Genomic DNA, 20,887 nt, shown 5'->3' with positions numbered 1-20,887 from the left:
ATTATAATTGCGAGATTCCATGTGGCCATTAAAAAACAATTATAAACACATGAAAGAAAGGATCGAAGAACTAAAAATTCGGCTACAGCATCATTTTGCAGGCGGCTGTAGAAATATCATCTAAGCTGACGCAAACAACGAATCCCCCTTTAGGGGGACTTTGAAATCCGTTTAAGATGAAATACCATCTAACTTGATGTAATCAATCGCCCTCTCCTCAAGGAGAGGGAGGGGTGAGGCAGTTACGGAGCGGAAGTTTCGAAATCCCACAAATCTTCTTTAACCTGAAATTGCAATTTCCCTTCAACGGGAAGTTGTGGCTGAAAACTACGCCTAGTGGAGAGTTGTCAAAACTCATCAAATCATCAACCTAATAACCAATTAAAAATTACGGATTACGAATTACGAATGAATAAAAACCCATCGACCCATCGACCCATCAACTCATCAACCTATCAACCCTTCAACCAATAAAGTATTTTCAACTACCCTATTTTTATCCCTTAGACCTCATTTCCCAGTTGAGATGCTTGATTTACTAAATAGCTTCTTGTTTCAAAGTCCTCTTCGTTTTGCAGTCGTGTGTAAATTTCCAGATATTTGTCCGCTAAAGCTATAAATTGTTCTGTTTGTGTCAGCCTGTTTAACCATTCAGCAAAGTCTGTTAAGTTCTCTTGCGTGTGCGTATAATCGAAATAGTCAATTGCAAACTCTGCTGTTTCTAAATTAGAACTTTCCCACTTTTCAATTTTGTCTATTGGTCTGCCAAAAAATTTATCGAACAAGTAAGTGTTTCTCGTAAAGGTCTGAAATGCTTTTTTTCCGGCTTCTTTCCGCCTGCCTGTTTTGAACAGTATAACTGTCCACTCGAACAAAAAGTCTGGATAGCCAAAGTCGTCTGGAAAATTTTTATTAAACCAATTCAGGTATCTAAGTCCGCCCGTAAAGTCGCTAAGTTGAATGTAAAGTCGGGGAGGAGCGTATCTGAGTCCTTGTCCATCATGATGAAAACCGCCCCAGCGCTTTTTGTCAGCAGCTAAAGCATCTTTAATTTTTTTGATTTTATTTCAAATTCTTTTTGATGGAAGTTGAAATTCAAGCTACTACAAGTCGGGGGTTGAACCAGCTCCACCGCTTTTGGATTGCTTCGATATGGTTCACGTTGAAATCGGAAATTAGGTAGGCTCCGGGAATTAGCCCTACTCCGATCTTCCGATTCCCGTCCCTCCGTCTCTCCGTCCCTAAGTCTCTCCGTCTCTAAGTCCCACACCTCTCCGGTCTCTATTTCGGACGATAGGTCTATGGGTTGATAGGTCTATAGGTTTATGGGTTTATAAGTTTATAAGTCGATGGGTTGATGGACCAAGTCTCTAAGTCCCTAGTGCCCCCGTCTCACATTTCTCCCTTCTCCGGTCTCCGGTCTTCCCCATCCCGTCCCTCCGTCTCTCCGTCCCTAGGTCTCTCCGTCTCCCTACTCCGGTCTTCCGACTCCCGACTCTCCACCACCTCCCCATCAAGATCTTTTTTATAAATATTTTGCATATAAACCGTGAACTCTTTCGTGAAATGATCCAAGTCAAGCACGGAAGTCTTCAGATAGTTTACAATAGTCTTTAACTCATCCGGAGTATATTCCATCGAAACGTCCAGTAGATTCGAAATGCCTAAAATTTGGGTTATGGGTTGCCGTACGTTATGCGAGATCATCGTTATCATATCTTCCAACCCATCAATATGGACCCGCAAAGCATCCTCAGTTTTCACGAGGTCCAGATAGGCCAAGGTGAGCTCTGAGGCCAACTCTTTTTTTGCCTCATATTGTAAAGTAAGTTCATTCTGCACAATGACCAACTCCTCATCTTTCTGCTGTTTTTGATGATATTGCGTAGCAAGCTCCTTGTTTGCTTTTAACACCTCTTTGACCCATTTTTGGATTTTGGTTTTTTGGGAAGCAAGTTCCCGCTTGGTATTCAGTAATTCTTCGGTCCGCTTTTGTTTCTGGTTGTATTGAAGAGCGAGTTCTTTGTTTGCGATTAATAACTCATCAGCCCGCTTTTGTTTTTCATCCTTCTGAAAATCCAGTTGTTGGTTTGCAATAATCAGTTCTTCGGCCCGCTTTCGCTTTTCATTTTTTTGCAAGGCAAGCTCTTTGTTTGCAATCAATAATTCTTTTGCCCGCCTTTGCTTCTGTTCGCTTTGAAATGCGTTTTCTTTTCTGGAAGTATCAGCTCCGCTCTGAGTGATTCAATTTCCACTTTTTGAAATTTCAACTCACTTTTCAGCCTAAAAAATTCATCTTTTTGATATCCGCTATTCATACCTAATCCCATTAAAATGCGCACTTGTTCGAAAGATGTTGTGTGAAAAATTGGGCTTACGGTCAGTCAAAAAAACATACCGTATCTTCTTTTGTAAATCTATGCAAATTAAAAGATGTTTTCATCTACCAGACGACTAAATTTAAATAGATTTGGTGAGTTTTATACATATATTCAAAATTTTCTTTTAACAATTAATTAACCATTAACCATTACCCATAACTCAATATAAACCCATCAACAACATCCAATATCTACAAATATCCAATATCAGCCAAAGGCTAAATATCCATCAATCCTCCTGTGGTTTAATATTTATCGGCTAGTCTGATACCCCGAGCTGATCTTATCTCCCCATAGCCTTGTCTTTCAACTCTTTTGGCATTTTTTCGATCGCATATCGTAATGCGGTACGGGGCATTACGGATTTGTGCTTCATCACATAGTCAAATATTTCCAGTTGATGTGCTTCACTAGCCGCTTTTAGCATCCATCCGTAGCCCTTTTGAACCAAATCGTCCTTATCCAAAAGTAAAATATCCGCAATTTCTAGGATCTCATTGAGAAATTTCCCCTTTCTAGCCGGTATAATCAATGTGACAGATGAAGCCCGGCGCATCCATCTGTTTGGTGATTTCGCCAAGTGTTTTAACTTTACTACATTTTCAGGATACATCTCTATGAATTCACCAACCGTATGGTTGCAAAGTGTGTCGCATGAAGCCCAGTTATTTACATACTCGCTAATCCATTTCTCAAATATCTGAAAGTCCCCGGGTTCGTATTTCTTATGGATATAGTATGACCATTTACAGGCAATGAAGGATTCTTCGATAAATCCAGATTTCCATAGAGTTTCACAAAGATCAAAAATTTCACTTTTCGACTTAGAATCAATCAGGCTAAAGTATTCTTTACTAATCTTAGTAACAGTTGGGACCTTTACTCCATAAAACTTAATGGTTTCTTTAAAGAATTTCTGACTTGTAGACTGAGTTTTTTCATCAACACTATTTTTCAGCTCAATTCGGATTTTGTCAATAATGTTTTCCATAGCTTAAAGTTATAAAATTTTCAATTGATCTTTTCCCATCGATGGAGCACATTCGCGCCGGGCAGTTTCATAACTCATAACTCATAATTAACCTTTGACCATTAATCATTGACCATTAATCCAAAATAACCCAAAAAAATCCGCTTAATCCGTTAGATCCGTGTTCCATTCGACATCATTAAATCAAAGATTTACAGATTCGGGTTTTGGCGGGACCGTATAGTTCTTCAACCATCCCCGCTGCAAAAACAAAATCGAGCCGCTCTTTCCTAATCAGGTGCTCCGCTGCCGCTACACCGCTGGCTACTAAGATTACAGCCCGATGGAGCTAAAAAAATTGACTCGTCCTGAAAATCCGTACAAATCCGCTTAATCCGTTAGATCCGTGTTCCATTCGACACCATTAAATCAAAAATTTGCAGATTCGGGTTTTGGCGGGAACGTATAGTTCTTCAACCATCCCCGCTGCAAAAACAAAATCGAGCCGCTCTTTCCTAATCAGGTGCTCCGCTGCCGCTACACCGCTGGCTACTAAGATTACAGCCCGATGGAGCTAAAAAAATTGACTCGTCCTGAAAATCCGTACAAATCCGCTTAATCCGTTAGATCCGTGTTCCATTCATCATTAAATCAAAGATTTACATATTCAGGTTTTGGCTAGAAAGGCTGGCTTCTGCAACCGTATCCGCTGCCAAAACAAAATCGAGCTGTTCTTTCCTACCCAGGGGTACACCCCTGGCTACCAAGATTACACCCCGATGGGGCTAAAAAAATTCATAAATGATAACCGGTATCTCATAAATTAACCCAATAACCCAATAACCCATCAACCTATCAATAGAAATGTTTAACTTTCCCCTTATATTGCTACCTTGATAACAGGCTTAAAATGTATTGCCTGAAACTGAGAAACCATTCGAGAGTTTATGAAAAGAAGAAGATTTTTCTCCAATATGCTTACCGGGACACTTGGACTGGGGATAGGCATGTCTTCAGTTCAACCAGCCGTCGGAAGAACTAAAAGTGTTGACACTTCTAGCATAGCCAGGACACTAAGCCTGACAGGCAATCAGGTCCTCTATCACGTACAGGGCATAAAGCAACCCATAAAGGTCTTGCATGTAACGGACACCCATTTGTTTTTGGATGATGCCCGGGGGGAAGCTTATTCCCAATACAGCGGCCGCATGGCCAAAGCCTATAACCAAACGGCGCATTGGAAGACAGGAAATCCTACAGATCCGGAGAGGGCCTTTGAGGAAACGCTGGCTATTGCCAAGGAACTGGATGTCGATTTATTGGGTTTGTCCGGGGATATATTCAGCTTCCCTTCCGAGGCGGCAGTGGAGTGGGTGATGGAACGCTTGGAGAAAAGCGGATTGAATTATCTGTATACTACCGGCAATCACGATTGGCACTATGAGGGCATGGAAGGAACCTCACATGCACTTCGGGCAACCTGGTCCGAGAAGCGGCTTAAGCCGCTCTTTCAGGGAAACAATCCCCTGATGGCAGCCCAGGAGATAAAGGGCATAACTTTCCTGTCGATGGATAATTCGAACTATGAGATCACTTCCGAGCAGCTTGATTTTTTCACCAAACACAGGCAGGCGGGAAAGCCGATTGTTCTACTGGTACATATTCCCTTCTATGCCCCTGGGCGGCCGGTGGGGTTTGGCTGCGGCCATCCGGACTGGGGTTGGGAGGTAGATAAGAATTATGAACTTGAAGGTAGAGTCCGTTGGCCAAAAGAGGGGCATACCGAAGTAACGAAAGCATTTCACCAGGAGGTATTTAACAGCCCCAATTTATTGGGGGTTTTTGCGGGCCATGTACATAGGCAAACGGTGGATCAGATAAGCGGAATTCCGCAATTTGTGACAGCACCGAATGCCACGGGGGCCTTTATGGAACTGGATTTTCTGCCCATGGAGGAAAGGGATTTGGCCCTTTTTTCGCAAAAATAACCGGCTGTAAAAAGAAAAAAATCCGAAAGGTAATTTAATCAAGCCCTTGCAGAGGCTAGAGTTTATTCACCATTTAAGTAAGAACGACCTCTATGCCTTTTTCTTCCAGCTTTTGAATATAGTGTTCCGACAGTCCCCTGTCCGTAATGATCACATCTATATCTTCCAACGCGGCGATTTTCCCAAACCCCTTTTTTCCAAATTTGCTGGAATCAGCCAAAATTATGGTTTTCTGCACGGAGCGTATCATCTGCATATTCAGGTGGGCTTCCATCATGTTGGTGGTGGTTAACCCAAATTCCAGATCTATTCCGTCCACGCTTAAGAACAACTTGCTGCAGGCAAATCCCCGGATCATTTCCTCCGCATAGTGGCCTACAACGGAACTGCTGCTTTTCCTAACTACACCGCCCAGTTGTACCAGTTCGATCGCAGGGTTTTCCATCAAGGCCATGGTGACGTTCATGGCGCCGGTCAAAACAGTAAGGGAGATGTTTTTCGGGATGGCTTGGCTAAAGGCCAGTACCGTGGTTCCGGAGCCAATGATAATGGCGTCATTATCGTGTAGTAATTCCGCTGCTTTTTTGGCGATGCTTATCTTTTGTTCTACATGAACCAGCTTTTTTTCCTGGACAGGTCTATCATTCACGTAGGGCGTCGCCGGGGTGGCACTGCCGTGGGTTCTGAAAAGAAGCCCCTTGTCCTCCAGGATTTTAAGGTCTTTCCGCACGGTTACCATTGTGACATTAAGTTCCCTGCTAAGTTCCGCCACACTGACATAGCCAGCCTGATGGAGGGTATCAAGTATATATTTATGTCTTTCTGCTATGGTCATTGGTAGTTTTATTTTCAAAAGGAGTTACCCTAATACTATAAATAGTTGGTTTTGAAGAGTTGAATATAGATGAAATAAATATAAAAGGAAAGTTTTTGCATTGGTTTTGTTTCTTTTTCTTTCTTTTCATATCTTTTTAGTTTACTTTTGAATATAAATTCAAGTAAAATGGATAGAATAAAAAACCTCAATCAGCTGGAGCAAACCGATAGGATATGGGATATGGTCGTTATAGGAGGAGGTGCGTCCGGTTTAGGCGTTGCGCTCGATGCCTTGTCCCGAGGGTTAAGTGTGGCTCTATTCGAAAAAGCGGATTTTGCCCAGGGAACATCCAGCAGAAGTACGAAGTTGGTGCATGGGGGTGTGAGGTACTTGGCGCAGGGGGAAATAGGGCTGGTTTTCGAGGCCCTCAGAGAGCGGGGTCGACTTCTTCAGAATGCCCCTCACTTGACCAAGAATCAACCTTTTATTATTCCTTTATATACCTTTGTTGATAGGTGGAAATATTCCATCGGGTTAAAGATATATGATTGGATGGCTGGAAGCCTTCGTCTTGGCAAGTCCAGATTCATCTCCCGGGAGGAAGCCTTAAACCGTCTTCCCCGGATAAAAGAAAAAGGTCTTCGCGGGGGGATAGTTTACCATGATGGGCAATTTGACGATGCCCGTCTTGCTTTGTCTATTGCCCAAACCTGTGATGACCGGGGAGGCTGCGTCGTAAATCACTGTGGGGTGACAAAAATTCAAAAAGATGCGGATGGAAAGGTATCAGGCGTAGAGGTAAAAGACAGCATTGGCAAGAAAAAATACAGGGTGCAGGCAAAAGCCATCATAAATGCCACCGGGGTTTTTGCTGATAAAATCCTGAAAATGGATCAGCCGGATATAGGTAAAATGATTCAACCCAGTCAAGGCATTCACTTGGTAATGGATTTGTCTTTTTTGGGAGGAAAAGATGCGCTGATGATCCCGGCAACTTCTGACGGGAGGGTGCTTTTTGCCGTTCCCTGGCAGGGCAAACTTGTCGTGGGAACCACAGATACCATCCGGGAAAAAGCCAAGTTGGAACCAAGGCCTTTGGAGAGTGAAATTGATTTTATTCTGGAGACCGCTGCTGATTTTTTGGTCAAAGCACCTACACGCGAGGATGTATTGTCCGTTTTTGCAGGGTTAAGGCCATTGGCCGCACCCAAGGAAGGAAGCACCAAAACGAAGGAAATTTCACGCAGCCACAAAATTATTATTTCAGATAGTAAGCTGATCACACTTACGGGTGGGAAATGGACCACCTTCAGGAAAATGGGGGAAGATACCGTTGATGCATTTTATAAGGTAACTGGCATAAACCCGGCAGAAAGTACATCCAAGGATATCCACCTTCATGGGTATACTACAGACTTATTAGAGGGCCACACGCAGGTATACGGTCTGGATGCCAGAAATATAGCCGCATTAGCTGCCGAAAATCCGGCTTGGTCCGAATTGCTGCACCCTAGATATCCATATACAGCGGCTGAAGTGGTCTGGGCTATCCGGGAAGAAATGGCCCTGAAAGTCGAAGATATTTTATCAAGAAGAATGCGTGTACTTATCTTGGATGCAAAGGCCGCAAAGGAAATGGCACCAAGGGTGGCGGAAATAATGGCCGAAGAATTATCGCTTGATCAGCAATGGAAAGATGCAGAATTGGAAGATTTTGGTAAATTAGCAAATAAATATATAATCGATAGCTTAAACCCATGAGTAACCCAACCCAATTTATCCTTGCTTTGGACCAAGGCACCACCAGTTCCAGGGCAATTATTTTTAACAAAAAAGGCCAGCAAGTGGCCGTTGCCCAAAAAGATTTTAAACAGCATTTTCCAAAAGCCGGCTGGGTGGAGCATGATCCTGTCGAAATTTGGACCTCCCAAGCCTCGGTAGCAACGGAAGCCATCACCAAATCCAACATCACAGCAGCGCAGATAGCCGGCATCGGAATTACCAACCAACGGGAAACAACCATTCTTTGGGATAGGAAAACCGGAGAACCCCTCTACAATGCCATTGTATGGCAGGATCGGAGAACTTCAGCATACTGCAACCAGCTTAAGGAGGAAGGATATGCGGATACCATCCGTGAAAAAACCGGATTGATTGTGGACGCCTATTTTTCGGCCACAAAAGTCAAATGGATTTTGGACAATGTGGAGGGGGCAAGAGAAAAAGCCGAAAATGGAGAAGTATGTTTTGGTACAGTTGACAGTTGGCTGATATGGAAACTCAGCAGCGGAAAAGAGCACCTGACAGATGTCACCAACGCCAGCAGGACGATGATATATAATATTCATTCCTTGAAGTGGGATGAGGAGTTACTTGAAATTTTTGATATTCCTGCTTCAATTTTGCCGGAAGTGAAATCGAGCAGTGAGGTTTTCTGTACCACAGCCGGCGATGTGTTTTCGGCTAAAATCCCAATTGCAGGAATTGCAGGAGACCAGCAGGCAGCACTGTTTGGGCAACTGTGCCTGAAACCAGGAATGGCCAAGACGACCTATGGTACTGGGTGTTTTCTTGTGATGAATACCGGGGAAAAACCCGTAACATCCAACAATCAACTGCTTACCACCATTGCCTGGAAAATAGGTGATACGGTCAATTATGCCTTGGAGGGAAGTGTGTTTATCGGTGGGGCCGCCATACAATGGCTACGGGATGGAATCTCCCTGCTCGACCATGCCAAGGAGAGCGAAGCTTTGGCGGAGAGCCTCCCCGATAATGACGGGGTATACTTTGTCCCGGCTCTCACAGGTCTAGGGGCGCCCTATTGGGATCAGGATGCAAGGGGAGCTTTTTTTGGCATCACCCGGGGGACTTCTGTCGCCCATATGACACGTGCTGCGTTGGAGGCCATTGCCTATCAGGTATATGACGTGCTAAAGGCCATGGAAAAAGATGCCGGAGAGGAAGTTCGGGAGATGCGGGTTGACGGTGGGGCCACTGCGAATAATTTCCTGATGCAGTTTCAAGCTGACCTTGTCCGCTGCACCATTAAACGGCCGAAAATGTCGGAAACCACTGCTTTAGGTGCCGCATACTTGGCTGGTCTGGCGGTTGGCTATTGGGAGGATGTGGAGGATCTCAAGGAATTGTGGGATGCAGACCAGTCCTTCGAACCTAAAATGGACCCTGAAAAGGTAAAGAATTACCTGCATTTTTGGCATAAAGCTGTAAACCGATCTCTTAACTGGATAGAAGAATAAACTCATGACTACTTTTGTTGCAGAATTTGTAGGTACCTCCCTGTTGATAGCCATGGGCTCCGGGGTAGTTGCCAATGTGGTCTTGAACAAGACCAAAGGCTTTAATTCCGGCTGGATCGTGATCACCACGGGTTGGGCATTGGGCGTATTTATCGGTGTGGTCGTTGCCGCTCCCTATAGTGGTGCGCATCTGAATCCTGCTGTGACACTCGCCTTGGCTATCGCAGGAGATTTTGAATGGGGGATGGTTCCGCATTATGTGCTTGCCCAAGTATTAGGCGCAATGTTCGGAGCGGGAATATCCTGGCTGGTTTACAAGGACCACTTTGACGCCACACCTGACCCAGGGCTTAAATTTGCACCTTTCGGCACCGTGCCGGCCATTCGAAATTATTCATCAAACCTTATTTCGGAGATGGTGGGTACCTCAGTTTTGATCATTGTCATTCTTTATTCCACCGAGCCAATGATCAATGATGGTAGTAATACACCTATTGGTTTGGGTTCGCTCGGCGCGCTGCCGGTGGCATTTTTGGTATGGGTTATAGGCCTGTCTCTTGGGGGAACTACGGGATATGCCATTAACCCCGCCCGTGACTTGGGTCCGCGGATCATGCATCAGTTGTTGCCCATCAAAGGTAAGGGTGGAAGCGACTGGGAATATAGTTGGGTGCCTATTGTAGGACCATTGTTGGGTGCCTCGATTGCTGCCGGGATTTATATGCTGTTGGGGTTGGGGGGAATGGTGTAGATGGGGTTGATGGCGTTGATCTGCTATAAGAACATTCCATCTACTTAAAGATAGAACACGGATGAAACGGATTAGCCGGATAATGCGGATTTCTTGGTGGGAAATTAAATTATAAATTGTCAAATTTATGGAGAATTGTAAATTTTAAGACACTCTACCAAGTCAGGGAAAAAAAGGCATGGAAAGTCGGGTATAACTAAAGACTCCCAAGGAGGTTTTGTAGTTGCGTGCAGCTTTGATAGTCACCGATGTGACACCAAACACCTGCTCGGGAATTAATTCATGGAAGGACAGGGATGTGATAACGTTTATCATCGGATTAGAAGTGGCGTCAGTTTTTTTTTAACCACATAGTTGCATAGTTTACATAGGGAGTTTTCGACACATTTCTAAGTTTAAAAACTATGTGCGCTATGCGTCCTATGTGGTAATTTTAACTCGCAATCGAAACTTTCTAGGGATATACAACTAAGCCCTAAAGTATAGTTGGCATTTAAAAATGGTTCCTGGCCAGGCACGTTCAATTCGGGCCGCGGAATGTAAAGCCCCTTTTTGATGGGTGATAAAATACCTTTAGCCATCAATTCATGGATTTTGTCATTAGGTCGCTTATACTCACTTAGCGATGACATCAAAAGTTGATGGGTTGACCATTATATTTGTCTAATAGCTTCCGAAAATCCATACTGTAAATGTGTGAAATTAGTAGGATAATCGGAAAAAATCCGATTTAGTTATAAAAAAATCATACAAGATTCTATAACGTTCCTCAAAATATCTCGACGGATAATACATCTAACGATGATTATCCGCATAAGCAAATGATGCGCGACGGTGGGGTTACTTTCATATCAAATGCATCGTTGTAGCAAACAGATTTTATTTATTGGGAAGTGCCTAATTCTATATTTTTTTTAATGGCTTATGGTTTACTCACTCCTCAAACTCCTCACCGGATTTACCATCGCCGCCTTAGCCGCCTGAACGCTTACTGTAAGTATCGAAATGGCAAAGGTAAGCACTCCGGCCAGGGCAAAATATTTCCAGCTTAGATCCACCTTGTATGCAAAATTGTCCAACCAAGAACTAAGTATCAACCAAGACAGCGGCAGCGCAATCAGCCAACCCAATAGGATAAGCATCAAATAACTTTTTGAGAGAAGCGTAACGATTTCTGCCGCAGAAGCTCCAAGTACCTTACGAATACCTATTTCTTTCACCCGTCGTGAAGCGGTAAACGCCACCAAACCAAGCAGTCCGAGACAGGAAATAAATATGGAGATAATCCCGAAAACAAGTATTAGACGACCCATCATCTGTTCTGACCGGTATAGGTTTTCATATTCGGTGTCCAAAAAATGATAGTTAAAAGGATGTTTCGGATTGATTCCCTTTGACACCCTACCCAAATCTTCAATTGCTTGGGCAAGCTTACCTTCTACGGATCTAACAAGGAGGTAGGAGGTATTGTATGGGTCTAGGATCAAAATTAGGGGAGAAATGGCTGAATGCATGGACTTTAAATGAAAATTTTCCATAACCCCTATGATTTGGCCTGGGCCATTTAGAAAAGTGATCTCTGAACCGATTGGATCACCTTCAAATTCCATCATGTCCAAAGCAGCCTGATTGACGATATAGGACGTAGAATCACCTACAGATGAAGGGGAGAACTCCCTCCCGGCCTTTAGTTGGATTCCCATTGTTTTCACAAAATCATACCCCACCCAGGTGAGGGATACCCTTGTCTGCAAATCAGAGTTTTTGCCCGGCCAGGTAAGATCCCCCGAGTAGGCCTGCATGTTCACAGGCAAAAACGTAGATACGGAAGCCGACTCGACAGCAGGTGACTTGAGTACTTCTTGCCGATAGGTTTCAAGATTGTGGTATAGGTCTCCTTCGAGTGGAACATACAGGATGTTTTCCCTGTCCAACCCCAAGCTCTTTGTCCGTACATATTCCTGCTGACTATAGACAACCAGTATGCCGGTAATAAATAGGGCACTGATGCAAAATTGGAAGATTATAAGGCTTTTACGAAAATATACACCACTAACTCCCGGCCTTATATGTCCCTTAATGGCGTGAAAAACCGGAAGTCTTGCCAAAACGGCGGATGGATAAATGGCAGACATCAGTAGGGACAGGGTCCAAATGCCCAGTAGTAAACCCCAAAAAGAAAAACTATTCCAATTCAATCTTAATTGAACCCCTAGAAAGGAGTTAAAGAACGGCAATACATGGCTTACTGTTGCCAGCGTAATTAGGAGTGAAACGGTTGCGATCAATACGGATTCACTACCAAATTGCGCAAACAAGGTTCGTTTGTCGGCACCAATTACTTTTCGGATACCGATTTCTTTGCTCCTTGCACTGGCTCTGGCAGTCACCAAACTGACGAAATTAATACAGGAAACGAATAGTATCAGCAATCCGATCAGACCCAGATTGCGAACCAGCGTAATTCTGCCCCCCGTTGAAACTCCATTTTCAAACAGGCCGAACAAATGTACGTCTGCCAACGGTTGGAAAACAGGGTAGTTGTTTTTGAACGCGCTATAGGTAGGATAAATCTCCTTGGAAGCAGCTTCCATAGCCTCCATACTCGTATTAGGTGCCACTTTTAAAAAGGTTTGATAGGAAGTGTTTCCCCAATTCAGCATCCAAGGTTGTTCTATTTCTTTGAAATTTACTACCCAATCAAACTGCAGGGAGCTGTTTGGGGGCAGATCTTCAATCACGGCACCTACCATAAAGCTTTTGAGTGTGCCATCTTGGGTTTCCATAGAAATTGTTTCACCCAATGCCTGTTTGTCGTCAAACAACTTTTCGGCTGAGGAGCGTGTGAGTATCACCTGATCTCCAGATTGTAGTGCCTTGGATGGAATACCCATAACTGGTATTACTGAAAACACATTGAAAAAATCATCGGAAGCGAAAAAGCCAGTTTCCCTTATAGAGGTTTGGTCATCTCTAAGCAAAAGCCTTGGTCCCCAGTTTGCAATTTTGGTAGCATATTCCACTTGGGGAACATCCGATTTCAACGCTTCGGCGAGTGGGGCGGGGGCATAGGAATCCGTGACTACATTTTCGTTAAAGACGCCGTTGATGTATACCTTATAGATTCGCTCTTGATCTGGAAAAAAATCGTCGTAGCTGCTCTCATTTACCACCCAAAGTCCAATAAGCAGACTACAGCTCATCCCCAACACCAATCCCCCAATGCTTATCAGGGTATAGATGGGACTACTTTTCAATGTTCTCCCGGCGATTTTAAAGTAATTTTTCCACATATGTTTGGGATATTGGTGAATAATTGGGGTTTTTCCACTATTGTGCCAAGTAAAAACCAGTCTCAAAAGGCTGAAATGTTCATTCTTTACATTGAGAAGAAATAATGCGGACGATATTGTCCGAATACGGGCGATTTCAAGATCCGCTTTGTGTTGTTTATCAAATTTCTTTGGTGTTTCAGATCTCATTCCAAAGTAGTGTTGATGTATTGTTAAAGATGTATTAAATAGTGTTAAAATTCTGCGGTCGTTATTTTTTTTTAGATTTAAGTTTTCGATTATTGGAATTCAAAAGTAAAACTTTTACAAGGCCTATGAACTCCGACAATACTTCCGTTTTAAAATCGTTTTTTCTGCTTTGGATTGCGGGATACGTTTTCTTCTATATTTTTCCGTTCCCGTTCCGTTATCTTGGATTTAATATATTTGCCGCGCCATATATAGGCGCAATTGAGTCGTTGAATTTTTTTATTGGCAAAAACCTGTTGGGGCATGAGAGTCTCGTCTATGAACAGGGAGGTCGTGGAAGCGGGGATACGACCTTTGATTATGTATTTCTTATAACCAGGCTACTGCTCGCGCTGGTTATGGCGTTCGTCCTGATTTTGTCAAGAAAAAGATTCAAATGGGTAAAGTTTTCCTATCCTACAATGATCGTATATGCGCGTTATTTTGTGGGGATTACACTCATTCAATACGGGGTGGTCAAGTTTATGATCGGACAGTTTCCGAGTCCCAGTATAAGTAGTATGGAACAGACCTTTGGCGAATTTTCTCCCATGGGACTAGCTTGGCGGTTTTTTGGATATTCCGATCTGTATAAGATTTTTATGGGAGTATCTGAGATTTCCGCCGGCGTGCTTTTACTTTTTCGGCGCACTGTAGTCGTGGGGGCGATGCTCTCCATTGCGGTCGTGACGAATATTGTACTGGTCAACTTTTCGTTTGATGTTCCGGTGAAACTGTTTTCTTCCCATTTGTTATTCTTTTCCATATTGATTTTCCTTCCTTATGCAAAAAGTTTATTTGACATTCTAATTCTCCGTAGACCCGGAATTTTGGAATTAAACCGATTGACCTTTTCGTCCAATAAAATCAAGTGGACTTATCGCGTGGTAAAATTCTTTATGGTTGTTTTTATTCCTGTTAGTTTGATGATTGGACACTATTTTGGGCAATCTTACCGCAAATTTGACAATCCATGGGAAGGAAAATATGAGGTGATTAGTTTTGAAAAGAATAAACCTGATTTTCCGTCGGATGCGGAGTGGGTTAAAGTGATATTGGATGGAAAATCAATGGTAGTAGAACGGGTATCGGGAAGGAAAACCTATTTTACGATTGGCGAAATTAAGGAAGAGGGCATTTTAAGCCTTACGAATTCAACTGACATGGAAGGTGATTCGACGCTGCAAGTAGTTGAAAATAATGAGGATTATATCCTTATAGCTAGGATTGGGGAGCACCAATTTGATATTGCCGCAAAGCGGAAAAAGAAGATGGATTACTTTTTGACTAGCAGGGGATTTAACTGGGTAAATGAATATCCGTTGAATAAGTGATCGGAAAGGAAATCAATTCTTCAAGGTGTTGAAGTAATTAAGGGACTATTTTGTTAAGAAGAAACCTATCTTTCTTCGACATTTGCTAGTTCTTTCTTTTTATTGAAATCAACGTTAAGTTTCATTCCGTTTTCATTTCTAAGGTACAATGTCCGGGTGGGGAAGGCTATGGAAACTACCCATTTCACCAACCCGTTCAAAAATCTGAAAATTAAATTGCTGCTGAACCTCCATGTAAGCATTAAAATCCGGATTATTGATAGGATATACGAGCAGTATTATTTCAATAACTAGGCTTTCTAAATTCCCAGCGGGAACCCGATTTCCAATCCTCGCTGGAGTTGCCGTATCGGGGATACCCCCCATTAGATTTAAGCATACTCGCCTGATGCAATAAATTATAAGTCATAAAAGTCGTATTCTTATTGGTGAAATTTTCCCGATGGTTAAGATTCAACTTTGGAAAAGTTATTGAGTTTTTTTGTCTTAACTAAACGGCATTGATATGTGATAGCTAATCAATTTAACTTAATTGAATGACTTTCATCCATCAGTTGCTAAATGCTCTTACCAACACCGTTCCAATCCCACAGGGATGCCTGCTCCGTAGGTATAAGTGTAAATAAACAAATGAATTATATAAAAAATAGATAATATTGATCAAAATAGATAAAATTGGATAGATACTGTTGCAAAAATTCCCCACTATGTAAAATTTTTGACCTAGTATTCTTCTAAACAACGGGATGTTCCCGGGTTAGGTAATCGGAGGATAATAAAAAGGCAAAATTAAAATTTGGTGATATGATTTCTGGAATCTTTGGATTTCCATCAGCGAAATAAAGCGTTTTTGTCAATGACAGGAATCTGTCACATGATGTGGAAAGGGTGAGGCACCTTGGAATCCCAAGCTACCTGCATAGAAATCGGATACATCCATCGACCTTAATCATCGAAAAACCTATTCGAAATCATGCCTAACATTAAAATCGAAGAGGGGATAATCTAGGGGCTTTTGGAGGAGATGAGTAGACTGAGATGGGTTTATCACACTCTTGTTTTATAATCGGTACCTATTTTGATAATCATTAATAGTTGGTCTGATCCAAACCTGCAAATGCAATACAGAAATCTTTTATACGGCAGCGAAGAATCAGGCCATTCAATTATACTATAATTTAAAATTTTAAAAAATAATGGGAGTACAATCAAAAAGCAGAATTCGTCGAATTTTGATGATGAGCCTGGGGTTGCTAATTGACATAAAAGAACGGATTAGTAGTATCGCGCAAGGTCGAGATGGAAGAGCACAAGAGAAAAACGGGGAGCCGGTTGAAGATAATCAGGGATATCAGGGAATACCTCCCGGAATTGAGAATACACCTGCTACAGCTTTCGAACCAGATGGTCAGCTTCCATCGGGCCTAGTTCATCCAGATGTTTCGGTAACGGAGAACGCTGATTCACAACCATCCTTTACAGGAGAATCAGGGGAGGCGTTACCTGCTGACCAAACGGGGGAACCTATTGATTCCTGGGAGAATGAGCTGGATCCGTCCACCGAGGAAGACATTCCTTTACGTCCGTCCGAAGTGGAAATACCGCACGAAATTCAATATGATAAAGACGATGATTTGATTAACGCTCCCGTGCAGGGAGAGTCAGAAATCGAAATTCCGGAGGAGGATTTTGAGGTGGAAGATCCTGAAAAAAGAAAAATCGAGCCAAAGAATTTGTCGGAAGGCCGCAAGATACGGGGTCGGAATAGGAAAAAATAAACGCGTTTTGTCATGAGAGCTATTCCTGCGGATACTGTAGGAATAGCCGATTGGCGAAGTGGTTGCGGAATTTTAAGTTTGATAGGTGCCTGATTAACGACCTGAGGCCAAGTATTCAGTTGATAGAAAAAGACTTGGAGTCATTATTATTAAAGAAATAGTCATGATTTGTAATTAGAATTTTATTTAAAATCCCCTGAAGCGTAGCTATCTCATACGGTTTAGTTATGCAGGTATTCGCGCCCCGCTTAAGTGCCTCTTCAATTTCTTCTTTTTCTGAGGTTGTAGAATATATAACTACGGGCAATTTGTAGCATTTTTGAATTTTTCTTATCATCGGAAGACATTCTAAGCCATTCAAAATTGGCATATTTATATCCAAAAAGATCAAATGGGGGACAGGATTGTTGGGGCATTCTAGGTATTCGATCAAGTCCTGTCCGTTGTTTGCAGTTAGAACTTGAACGGGGACATTTAAACGTTCTATAGCGTGTTTAAAGAAAAACTGATCGTCTTTGTCGTCATCGGCAAGCATCAGCGTGATTTTTTGGTCCTCTGTCATTTTAATAGAAATAGGTTGAAATTATAAACTAGTTCTTCTATATAATCTAAAAAAATTTGCGGGCGTCAATCCGGTATTTTTCATAAACTGGTTGAATGATTTGATATACCAGAAGATTAGTTGGTGTGCCACCCAAGGCGCCTAGTAGGAATAGTATAAAGATATGAAATAATTGACCTATATACAAACCTACATTACAAAATTTTATTATTACGATTTCATTTGGACTGACAGCGTATCATCTGGATGGGGTGCGATCCAGGAATTGTCATTTTGATGACATAATGCTTTTGCGATCAATTAATTTATTTATGGTTATAATAATCTGAATTATAATAAAATACGGAAATTAATTTTACTCCTCGCTTTCTTCAAGGCAGACTATTCTGGCAATCGATACATGTGTTGATTTTCAATATCCGGCTATTAGATAAGTATAAAAGAAAACAAAAGATAAAATAATATATAGAAAAAATAGGAATAATAAATTTTATAAGATTATATTTACGTATATAACATTTATTATTATAATGTAAAACCTATTATTATGAAGAATTTCCTTCCTTCCAGCACCGCACAAAGTACCAAAAATCCTTCTTCAGTGAGATTTCCCCACCCATTTGCCTATCATTTTGAAAAGAATTCTTCATTGGGGATCACTACTGGAACAAAATATTTTCGAGGACAAAGGGTTCGAAAGAAATCGGAGGTTCCAGGCAACAACGTAAGTGTGGACCCATCAATCAATAAGAATGGGTAAAGTTTCTCCATGTTTTGAGAAAATTATTATTGAAAAACCTGACATGTCAGGGAATTAATGTTACACTTTGAGTCATCCCCACCTATTATTTTTTCAAAATGCAGCTTTCTACCCATAATTTAAGTAGGTATAAATTGGCAGGATATTGGAGACGGAATATATAAATGATTATATATTAAAACGTCTAATTCTAAGATTATTACTATGGCAACCACACAGAAAAATGGCCCGTCCAAGAAAATGAAGGACTCTAAATTCCACCAGTTATTTCTTCATGAGTTGAAGGACATATATTGGGCCGAAAAGAATCTTCTCAAAGCACTACCAAAGATGGCAAAGGGTGCCACTTCTTCAAAATTGGCGGAGGCATTGACGAATCATGTCGAAGAGACCAAAAATCAAGTAAATAGGCTAGAGGAAGTTTTTGAGTTACTTGATGAGAAAGCGAAGGCCGAAAAATGCGAGGCCATGGAGGGACTTATTTCCGAGGCAAATGATATTTTGGAAGACACTAAATCCGACACGATGGTTAGAGATGCGGGGATCATTGTCGCTTGTCAGAAAGTGGAGCATTATGAAATAGCTTCATACGGTTCTCTTGTGGCAATGGCGAAAAAAATGGGCCATGATGAAGTGGCCAAGATTCTGGAACAAACCTTAAACGAGGAAAAAAAAGCAGATAAGCTATTGACAGAAATGGCGGAATCGGAAATTAATGAGGAGGCTTCGGCGGAATAGAACCGTGAGTGGAATGGACAATTCAAAAAAAACTGTTCATATCCCTTGAAGATCCAACTGCCCGCTTTTGTTGGTCTTGGGGGAGGTATTTACTTCCATTGGTTCATTTTGATAGCGTAGTACCTACACATTACGAAGCCGGAACAGGTCGAAAAAGATAAGCGAAATTCAATAACTAAATTAACTATTATGGATACGGAAAAAAAAGAAGGTAAACTTGCCAAAACAATTGAAAGTCAGACGGCAAAAATCCCCTCAGACGTATATCTCTGGTCAGCACTTTCAGCGATGGCAGCATCACTCACACTGAAAATTTTGAAACAGGATAAGACGGCTCTATTTGTCGGTCAGTGGGCTTCCCCCTTTTTACTGTTGGGAATTTACAACAAAATTGTAAAGACGGAGGGCTCTGATAAATTCAGCAACTGATTTCTCACAAAGTGTTGGCATCTGATGCCAGCACTTTTTTTTAGATCTAAATGGAAAGTTTCCCCAAATATTACAGGAATTGCCTCATATTTAACGTTATTTCCTGAAACCTATACTATTGAAGCAATTCGGTTTTCTTTTAAATGCCGGTTAATATGGGATTTTTAGAGTTTTTAACTTAACGTACAAGGTTTTCCGATGGATTTTTAAAATTTCAGCAGCCTTAGTTTTATTAAATCGGACTTTTTCTAATACCTCTACGATTCGTTGATACTCCGCATTCAGGGCAGTTGATTTCAAATCATATTTTCGTAGTACCTTTCCCTGCTTTTCAGGATTGCTTAAAATACCAATCGGATCATTCCCATAATCTTTTATATGGGGAGGCAATGCGTCTTTACGTATCATATTTTCCCGATCTACATATAGGCTGGCTCTACGTATGGTGTTTCTTAGTTCACGAATATTGCCCGGCCAATTATACTGCTGTAGAAATTCTCTTACTTCTTCGCATATTGTGGGCTTAGGCTTACCCAATTCCCGACAGGTTTGTTCGAGAAAGAAGTCTATAAACCGTGGAAGGTCTTCCATACACTCACGGAGTGGTGGCAGTTCCAGTGTGTATTCGCACAGCCTAAAATACAAATCCTCACGGAAACTGGAAGTTTCCATCCTGTTCAGTAAATTTTCATTAGTGGCTGCGATGATCCGAATATCTACAGGTATTTCATTATACCCTCCGACTTTCCGGATTACTTTCTCCTGTAATACCCGCAAAAGTCCAACCTGAATTTCCAAAGGTAAATTGGAAATTTCATCCAGAAAGAGTGTTCCCCCTTTTGCCTGTTCGAAAAAGCCTGATTTCTTGGCTACAGCACCGGTAAAAGCGCCTTTTTCATGACCAAATAGTTGGCTTCCTGCTATTTCCCGCAAAAGACATCCACAATCCACAGCTACAAATGGTCCATTTTTCCTGCGGCTATTCATGTGTATCAATCTGGCGACTGATTCTTTGCCAGTTCCAGTTTCCCCCTGGATAACGACTGAAAAACTGGTGGGTCCAACCCGCTTCACCTGCTCCATCATCGCTTTTGCTTTAGGACTTTCACCAATAACCAAACTAAGGGGTGACGAGCTTAACCCTCCGGCGTAGCACATGTCTGGAACAACGATCTTTTGTCCATAGGTATGCGGTATATTTTCAGCATCCTTGATGACATTAATTAGTTCATCGGGATTCAAAGGTTTTGATAGGAAGTTGTTTGCTCCACGTCTGATCATATCAACGGCAATTTTCAAGTGCACCTCTGTACCCATCATGACCATTTGTGTATCGGGATTGGTTTTTCTCACTTCATCAAAGAATTTGGCTCCTGTAATATCCGGAAGATGGAATTCAGCTAAAATTATGTCAAACTTTGTTTTTTTAGTCATTTCAAGAGCACTATCGCCTCGGGTAGTGGTCTCAACATGATAGTTGTTTTTTTTTAGTAGTTTGGACACCAAATTACAATTTGAGATCTGATTGTCAACAATAAGCACATTTTTCATAGGCGGGGCTGGTAAATTGGGTCTTCTTTGATCATAATGCATTAAAT

Annotated in this window: 18 protein-coding genes; 9 read left to right on the top strand and 9 right to left on the bottom strand. The window is 41.9% G+C overall.

The window, feature by feature from the left end; translation table 11 throughout:
- Positions 1-503: 503 nt before the first annotated feature.
- From FQ608_RS27450 to FQ608_RS09590, 3 genes are all read right to left on the bottom strand, one after another.
- Entirely contained in the window at positions 504-785 is a 282-nt protein-coding gene (locus tag FQ608_RS27450; protein ID WP_234364147.1) for a hypothetical protein, read from the bottom strand.
- A 607-nt stretch (positions 786-1,392) separates the two neighbouring features.
- Positions 1,393-2,139 (bottom strand): diguanylate cyclase, encoded by a 747-nt coding sequence (locus FQ608_RS09595; protein WP_158857824.1) that lies wholly within the window; start codon positions 2,137-2,139, stop codon positions 1,393-1,395.
- 525 nt (positions 2,140-2,664) lie between these two features.
- Entirely contained in the window at positions 2,665-3,372 is a 708-nt protein-coding gene (locus FQ608_RS09590; RefSeq protein WP_158857822.1) for a DNA alkylation repair protein, read from the bottom strand.
- A gap of 926 nt (positions 3,373-4,298) precedes the next feature.
- Here FQ608_RS09590 and FQ608_RS09585 point away from each other — a divergent pair.
- Positions 4,299-5,339 (top strand): metallophosphoesterase family protein, encoded by a 1,041-nt coding sequence (locus tag FQ608_RS09585; RefSeq protein ID WP_158857821.1) that lies wholly within the window; start codon positions 4,299-4,301, stop codon positions 5,337-5,339.
- Positions 5,340-5,412: 73 nt separating this feature from the next.
- Here the strand turns inward: FQ608_RS09585 and FQ608_RS09580 are convergent, their stop codons facing one another.
- Positions 5,413-6,174: a DeoR/GlpR family DNA-binding transcription regulator gene (locus FQ608_RS09580; RefSeq protein WP_158857819.1), complete on the bottom strand. Its 762-nt coding sequence runs from the start codon at positions 6,172-6,174 to the stop codon at positions 5,413-5,415.
- 168 nt (positions 6,175-6,342) lie between these two features.
- On the opposite strand from FQ608_RS09580, the gene FQ608_RS09575 reads away from it, so the two are divergent.
- Genes FQ608_RS09575 through FQ608_RS09565 form a run of 3 tightly spaced genes read left to right on the top strand, consistent with a single transcriptional unit; the run spans position 6,343 to position 10,167 of the window.
- Positions 6,343-7,917 (top strand): glycerol-3-phosphate dehydrogenase/oxidase, encoded by a 1,575-nt coding sequence (locus tag FQ608_RS09575; protein WP_158857817.1) that lies wholly within the window; start codon positions 6,343-6,345, stop codon positions 7,915-7,917.
- Positions 7,914-9,416 (top strand): glycerol kinase GlpK, encoded by a 1,503-nt coding sequence (gene glpK / locus FQ608_RS09570; protein WP_158857815.1) that lies wholly within the window; start codon positions 7,914-7,916, stop codon positions 9,414-9,416. Before FQ608_RS09575 ends, glpK begins: the two co-directional genes overlap by 4 nt.
- Positions 9,417-9,420: 4 nt before the next feature.
- Entirely contained in the window at positions 9,421-10,167 is a 747-nt protein-coding gene (locus FQ608_RS09565; RefSeq protein WP_158857813.1) for an MIP/aquaporin family protein, read from the top strand.
- Between the two features lie 162 nt (positions 10,168-10,329).
- On the opposite strand, the gene FQ608_RS09560 is transcribed toward FQ608_RS09565, so the two are convergent.
- Positions 10,330-10,482, bottom strand: coding sequence for a hypothetical protein (locus FQ608_RS09560; protein WP_158857811.1), 153 nt, complete (start codon positions 10,480-10,482; stop codon positions 10,330-10,332).
- Positions 10,483-11,096: 614 nt separating this feature from the next.
- A complete protein-coding gene (locus FQ608_RS09555; RefSeq protein WP_158857809.1) occupies positions 11,097-13,649 on the bottom strand; it encodes an ABC transporter permease in 2,553 nt (850 codons plus the stop codon).
- A gap of 125 nt (positions 13,650-13,774) precedes the next feature.
- Between FQ608_RS09555 and FQ608_RS09550 the strand changes: the two genes are divergently transcribed.
- On the top strand, positions 13,775-15,022 hold the full coding sequence (locus FQ608_RS09550) for a hypothetical protein (protein ID WP_158857807.1): 1,248 nt from the start codon (positions 13,775-13,777) through the stop codon (positions 15,020-15,022).
- 138 nt (positions 15,023-15,160) lie between these two features.
- Here FQ608_RS09550 and FQ608_RS09545 read toward each other — a convergent pair whose 3' ends face one another.
- A complete protein-coding gene (locus FQ608_RS09545; protein WP_158857805.1) occupies positions 15,161-15,388 on the bottom strand; it encodes a hypothetical protein in 228 nt (75 codons plus the stop codon).
- Positions 15,389-16,218: 830 nt separating this feature from the next.
- Here FQ608_RS09545 and FQ608_RS09540 point away from each other — a divergent pair.
- Positions 16,219-16,800 carry a hypothetical protein gene (locus FQ608_RS09540; RefSeq protein ID WP_158857803.1) on the top strand — a complete coding sequence of 194 codons (582 nt, stop codon included), beginning with the start codon at positions 16,219-16,221 and terminating at the stop codon, positions 16,798-16,800.
- 115 nt (positions 16,801-16,915) lie between these two features.
- Here the strand turns inward: FQ608_RS09540 and FQ608_RS09535 are convergent, their stop codons facing one another.
- Positions 16,916-17,362: a response regulator gene (locus FQ608_RS09535; RefSeq protein WP_158857801.1), complete on the bottom strand. Its 447-nt coding sequence runs from the start codon at positions 17,360-17,362 to the stop codon at positions 16,916-16,918.
- Positions 17,363-17,909: 547 nt separating this feature from the next.
- On the opposite strand from FQ608_RS09535, the gene FQ608_RS09530 reads away from it, so the two are divergent.
- From FQ608_RS09530 to FQ608_RS09520, 3 genes are all read left to right on the top strand, one after another.
- On the top strand, positions 17,910-18,122 hold the full coding sequence (locus tag FQ608_RS09530; protein WP_158857799.1) for a hypothetical protein: 213 nt from the start codon (positions 17,910-17,912) through the stop codon (positions 18,120-18,122).
- A gap of 204 nt (positions 18,123-18,326) precedes the next feature.
- Positions 18,327-18,860 carry a YciE/YciF ferroxidase family protein gene (locus tag FQ608_RS09525; RefSeq protein WP_158857797.1) on the top strand — a complete coding sequence of 178 codons (534 nt, stop codon included), beginning with the start codon at positions 18,327-18,329 and terminating at the stop codon, positions 18,858-18,860.
- A 189-nt stretch (positions 18,861-19,049) separates the two neighbouring features.
- Positions 19,050-19,289 carry a hypothetical protein gene (locus FQ608_RS09520; RefSeq protein ID WP_158857795.1) on the top strand — a complete coding sequence of 80 codons (240 nt, stop codon included), beginning with the start codon at positions 19,050-19,052 and terminating at the stop codon, positions 19,287-19,289.
- Positions 19,290-19,439: 150 nt separating this feature from the next.
- Here the strand turns inward: FQ608_RS09520 and FQ608_RS09515 are convergent, their stop codons facing one another.
- Positions 19,440-20,840 (bottom strand): sigma-54-dependent transcriptional regulator, encoded by a 1,401-nt coding sequence (locus FQ608_RS09515; protein WP_262885487.1) that lies wholly within the window; start codon positions 20,838-20,840, stop codon positions 19,440-19,442.
- Between the last annotated feature and the right edge of the window lie 47 nt (positions 20,841-20,887).

The organism is Lunatibacter salilacus (assembly GCF_009797935.1).
GTDB lineage: Bacteria > Bacteroidota > Bacteroidia > Cytophagales > Cyclobacteriaceae > Lunatibacter > Lunatibacter salilacus.
Note: the sequence above shows the minus strand (reverse complement) of the source record. Positions and strands in the feature narration are given on the sequence as shown.

Excerpts from the sequence above, each read along its gene's own strand:
- FQ608_RS09590 (WP_158857822.1), bottom strand. The coding sequence starts at position 3,372 with ATGGAAAACATTATTGACAAAATCCGAATTGAGCTGAAAAATAGTGTT.
- FQ608_RS09585 (WP_158857821.1), top strand. The coding sequence starts at position 4,299 with ATGAAAAGAAGAAGATTTTTCTCCAATATGCTTACCGGGACACTTGGA.
- FQ608_RS09580 (WP_158857819.1), bottom strand. The coding sequence starts at position 6,174 with ATGACCATAGCAGAAAGACATAAATATATACTTGATACCCTCCATCAG.
- FQ608_RS09575 (WP_158857817.1), top strand. The coding sequence starts at position 6,343 with ATGGATAGAATAAAAAACCTCAATCAGCTGGAGCAAACCGATAGGATA.
- glpK (WP_158857815.1), top strand. The coding sequence starts at position 7,914 with ATGAGTAACCCAACCCAATTTATCCTTGCTTTGGACCAAGGCACCACC.
- FQ608_RS09565 (WP_158857813.1), top strand. The coding sequence starts at position 9,421 with ATGACTACTTTTGTTGCAGAATTTGTAGGTACCTCCCTGTTGATAGCC.
- FQ608_RS09560 (WP_158857811.1), bottom strand. The coding sequence starts at position 10,482 with ATGATAAACGTTATCACATCCCTGTCCTTCCATGAATTAATTCCCGAG.
- FQ608_RS09555 (WP_158857809.1), bottom strand. The coding sequence starts at position 13,649 with ATGAGATCTGAAACACCAAAGAAATTTGATAAACAACACAAAGCGGAT.
- FQ608_RS09550 (WP_158857807.1), top strand. The coding sequence starts at position 13,775 with ATGAACTCCGACAATACTTCCGTTTTAAAATCGTTTTTTCTGCTTTGG.
- FQ608_RS09545 (WP_158857805.1), bottom strand. The coding sequence starts at position 15,388 with ATGGGGGGTATCCCCGATACGGCAACTCCAGCGAGGATTGGAAATCGG.
- FQ608_RS09540 (WP_158857803.1), top strand. The coding sequence starts at position 16,219 with ATGGGAGTACAATCAAAAAGCAGAATTCGTCGAATTTTGATGATGAGC.
- FQ608_RS09535 (WP_158857801.1), bottom strand. The coding sequence starts at position 17,362 with ATGACAGAGGACCAAAAAATCACGCTGATGCTTGCCGATGACGACAAA.
- FQ608_RS09530 (WP_158857799.1), top strand. The coding sequence starts at position 17,910 with ATGAAGAATTTCCTTCCTTCCAGCACCGCACAAAGTACCAAAAATCCT.
- FQ608_RS09525 (WP_158857797.1), top strand. The coding sequence starts at position 18,327 with ATGGCAACCACACAGAAAAATGGCCCGTCCAAGAAAATGAAGGACTCT.
- FQ608_RS09520 (WP_158857795.1), top strand. The coding sequence starts at position 19,050 with ATGGATACGGAAAAAAAAGAAGGTAAACTTGCCAAAACAATTGAAAGT.
- FQ608_RS09515 (WP_262885487.1), bottom strand. The coding sequence starts at position 20,840 with ATGAAAAATGTGCTTATTGTTGACAATCAGATCTCAAATTGTAATTTG.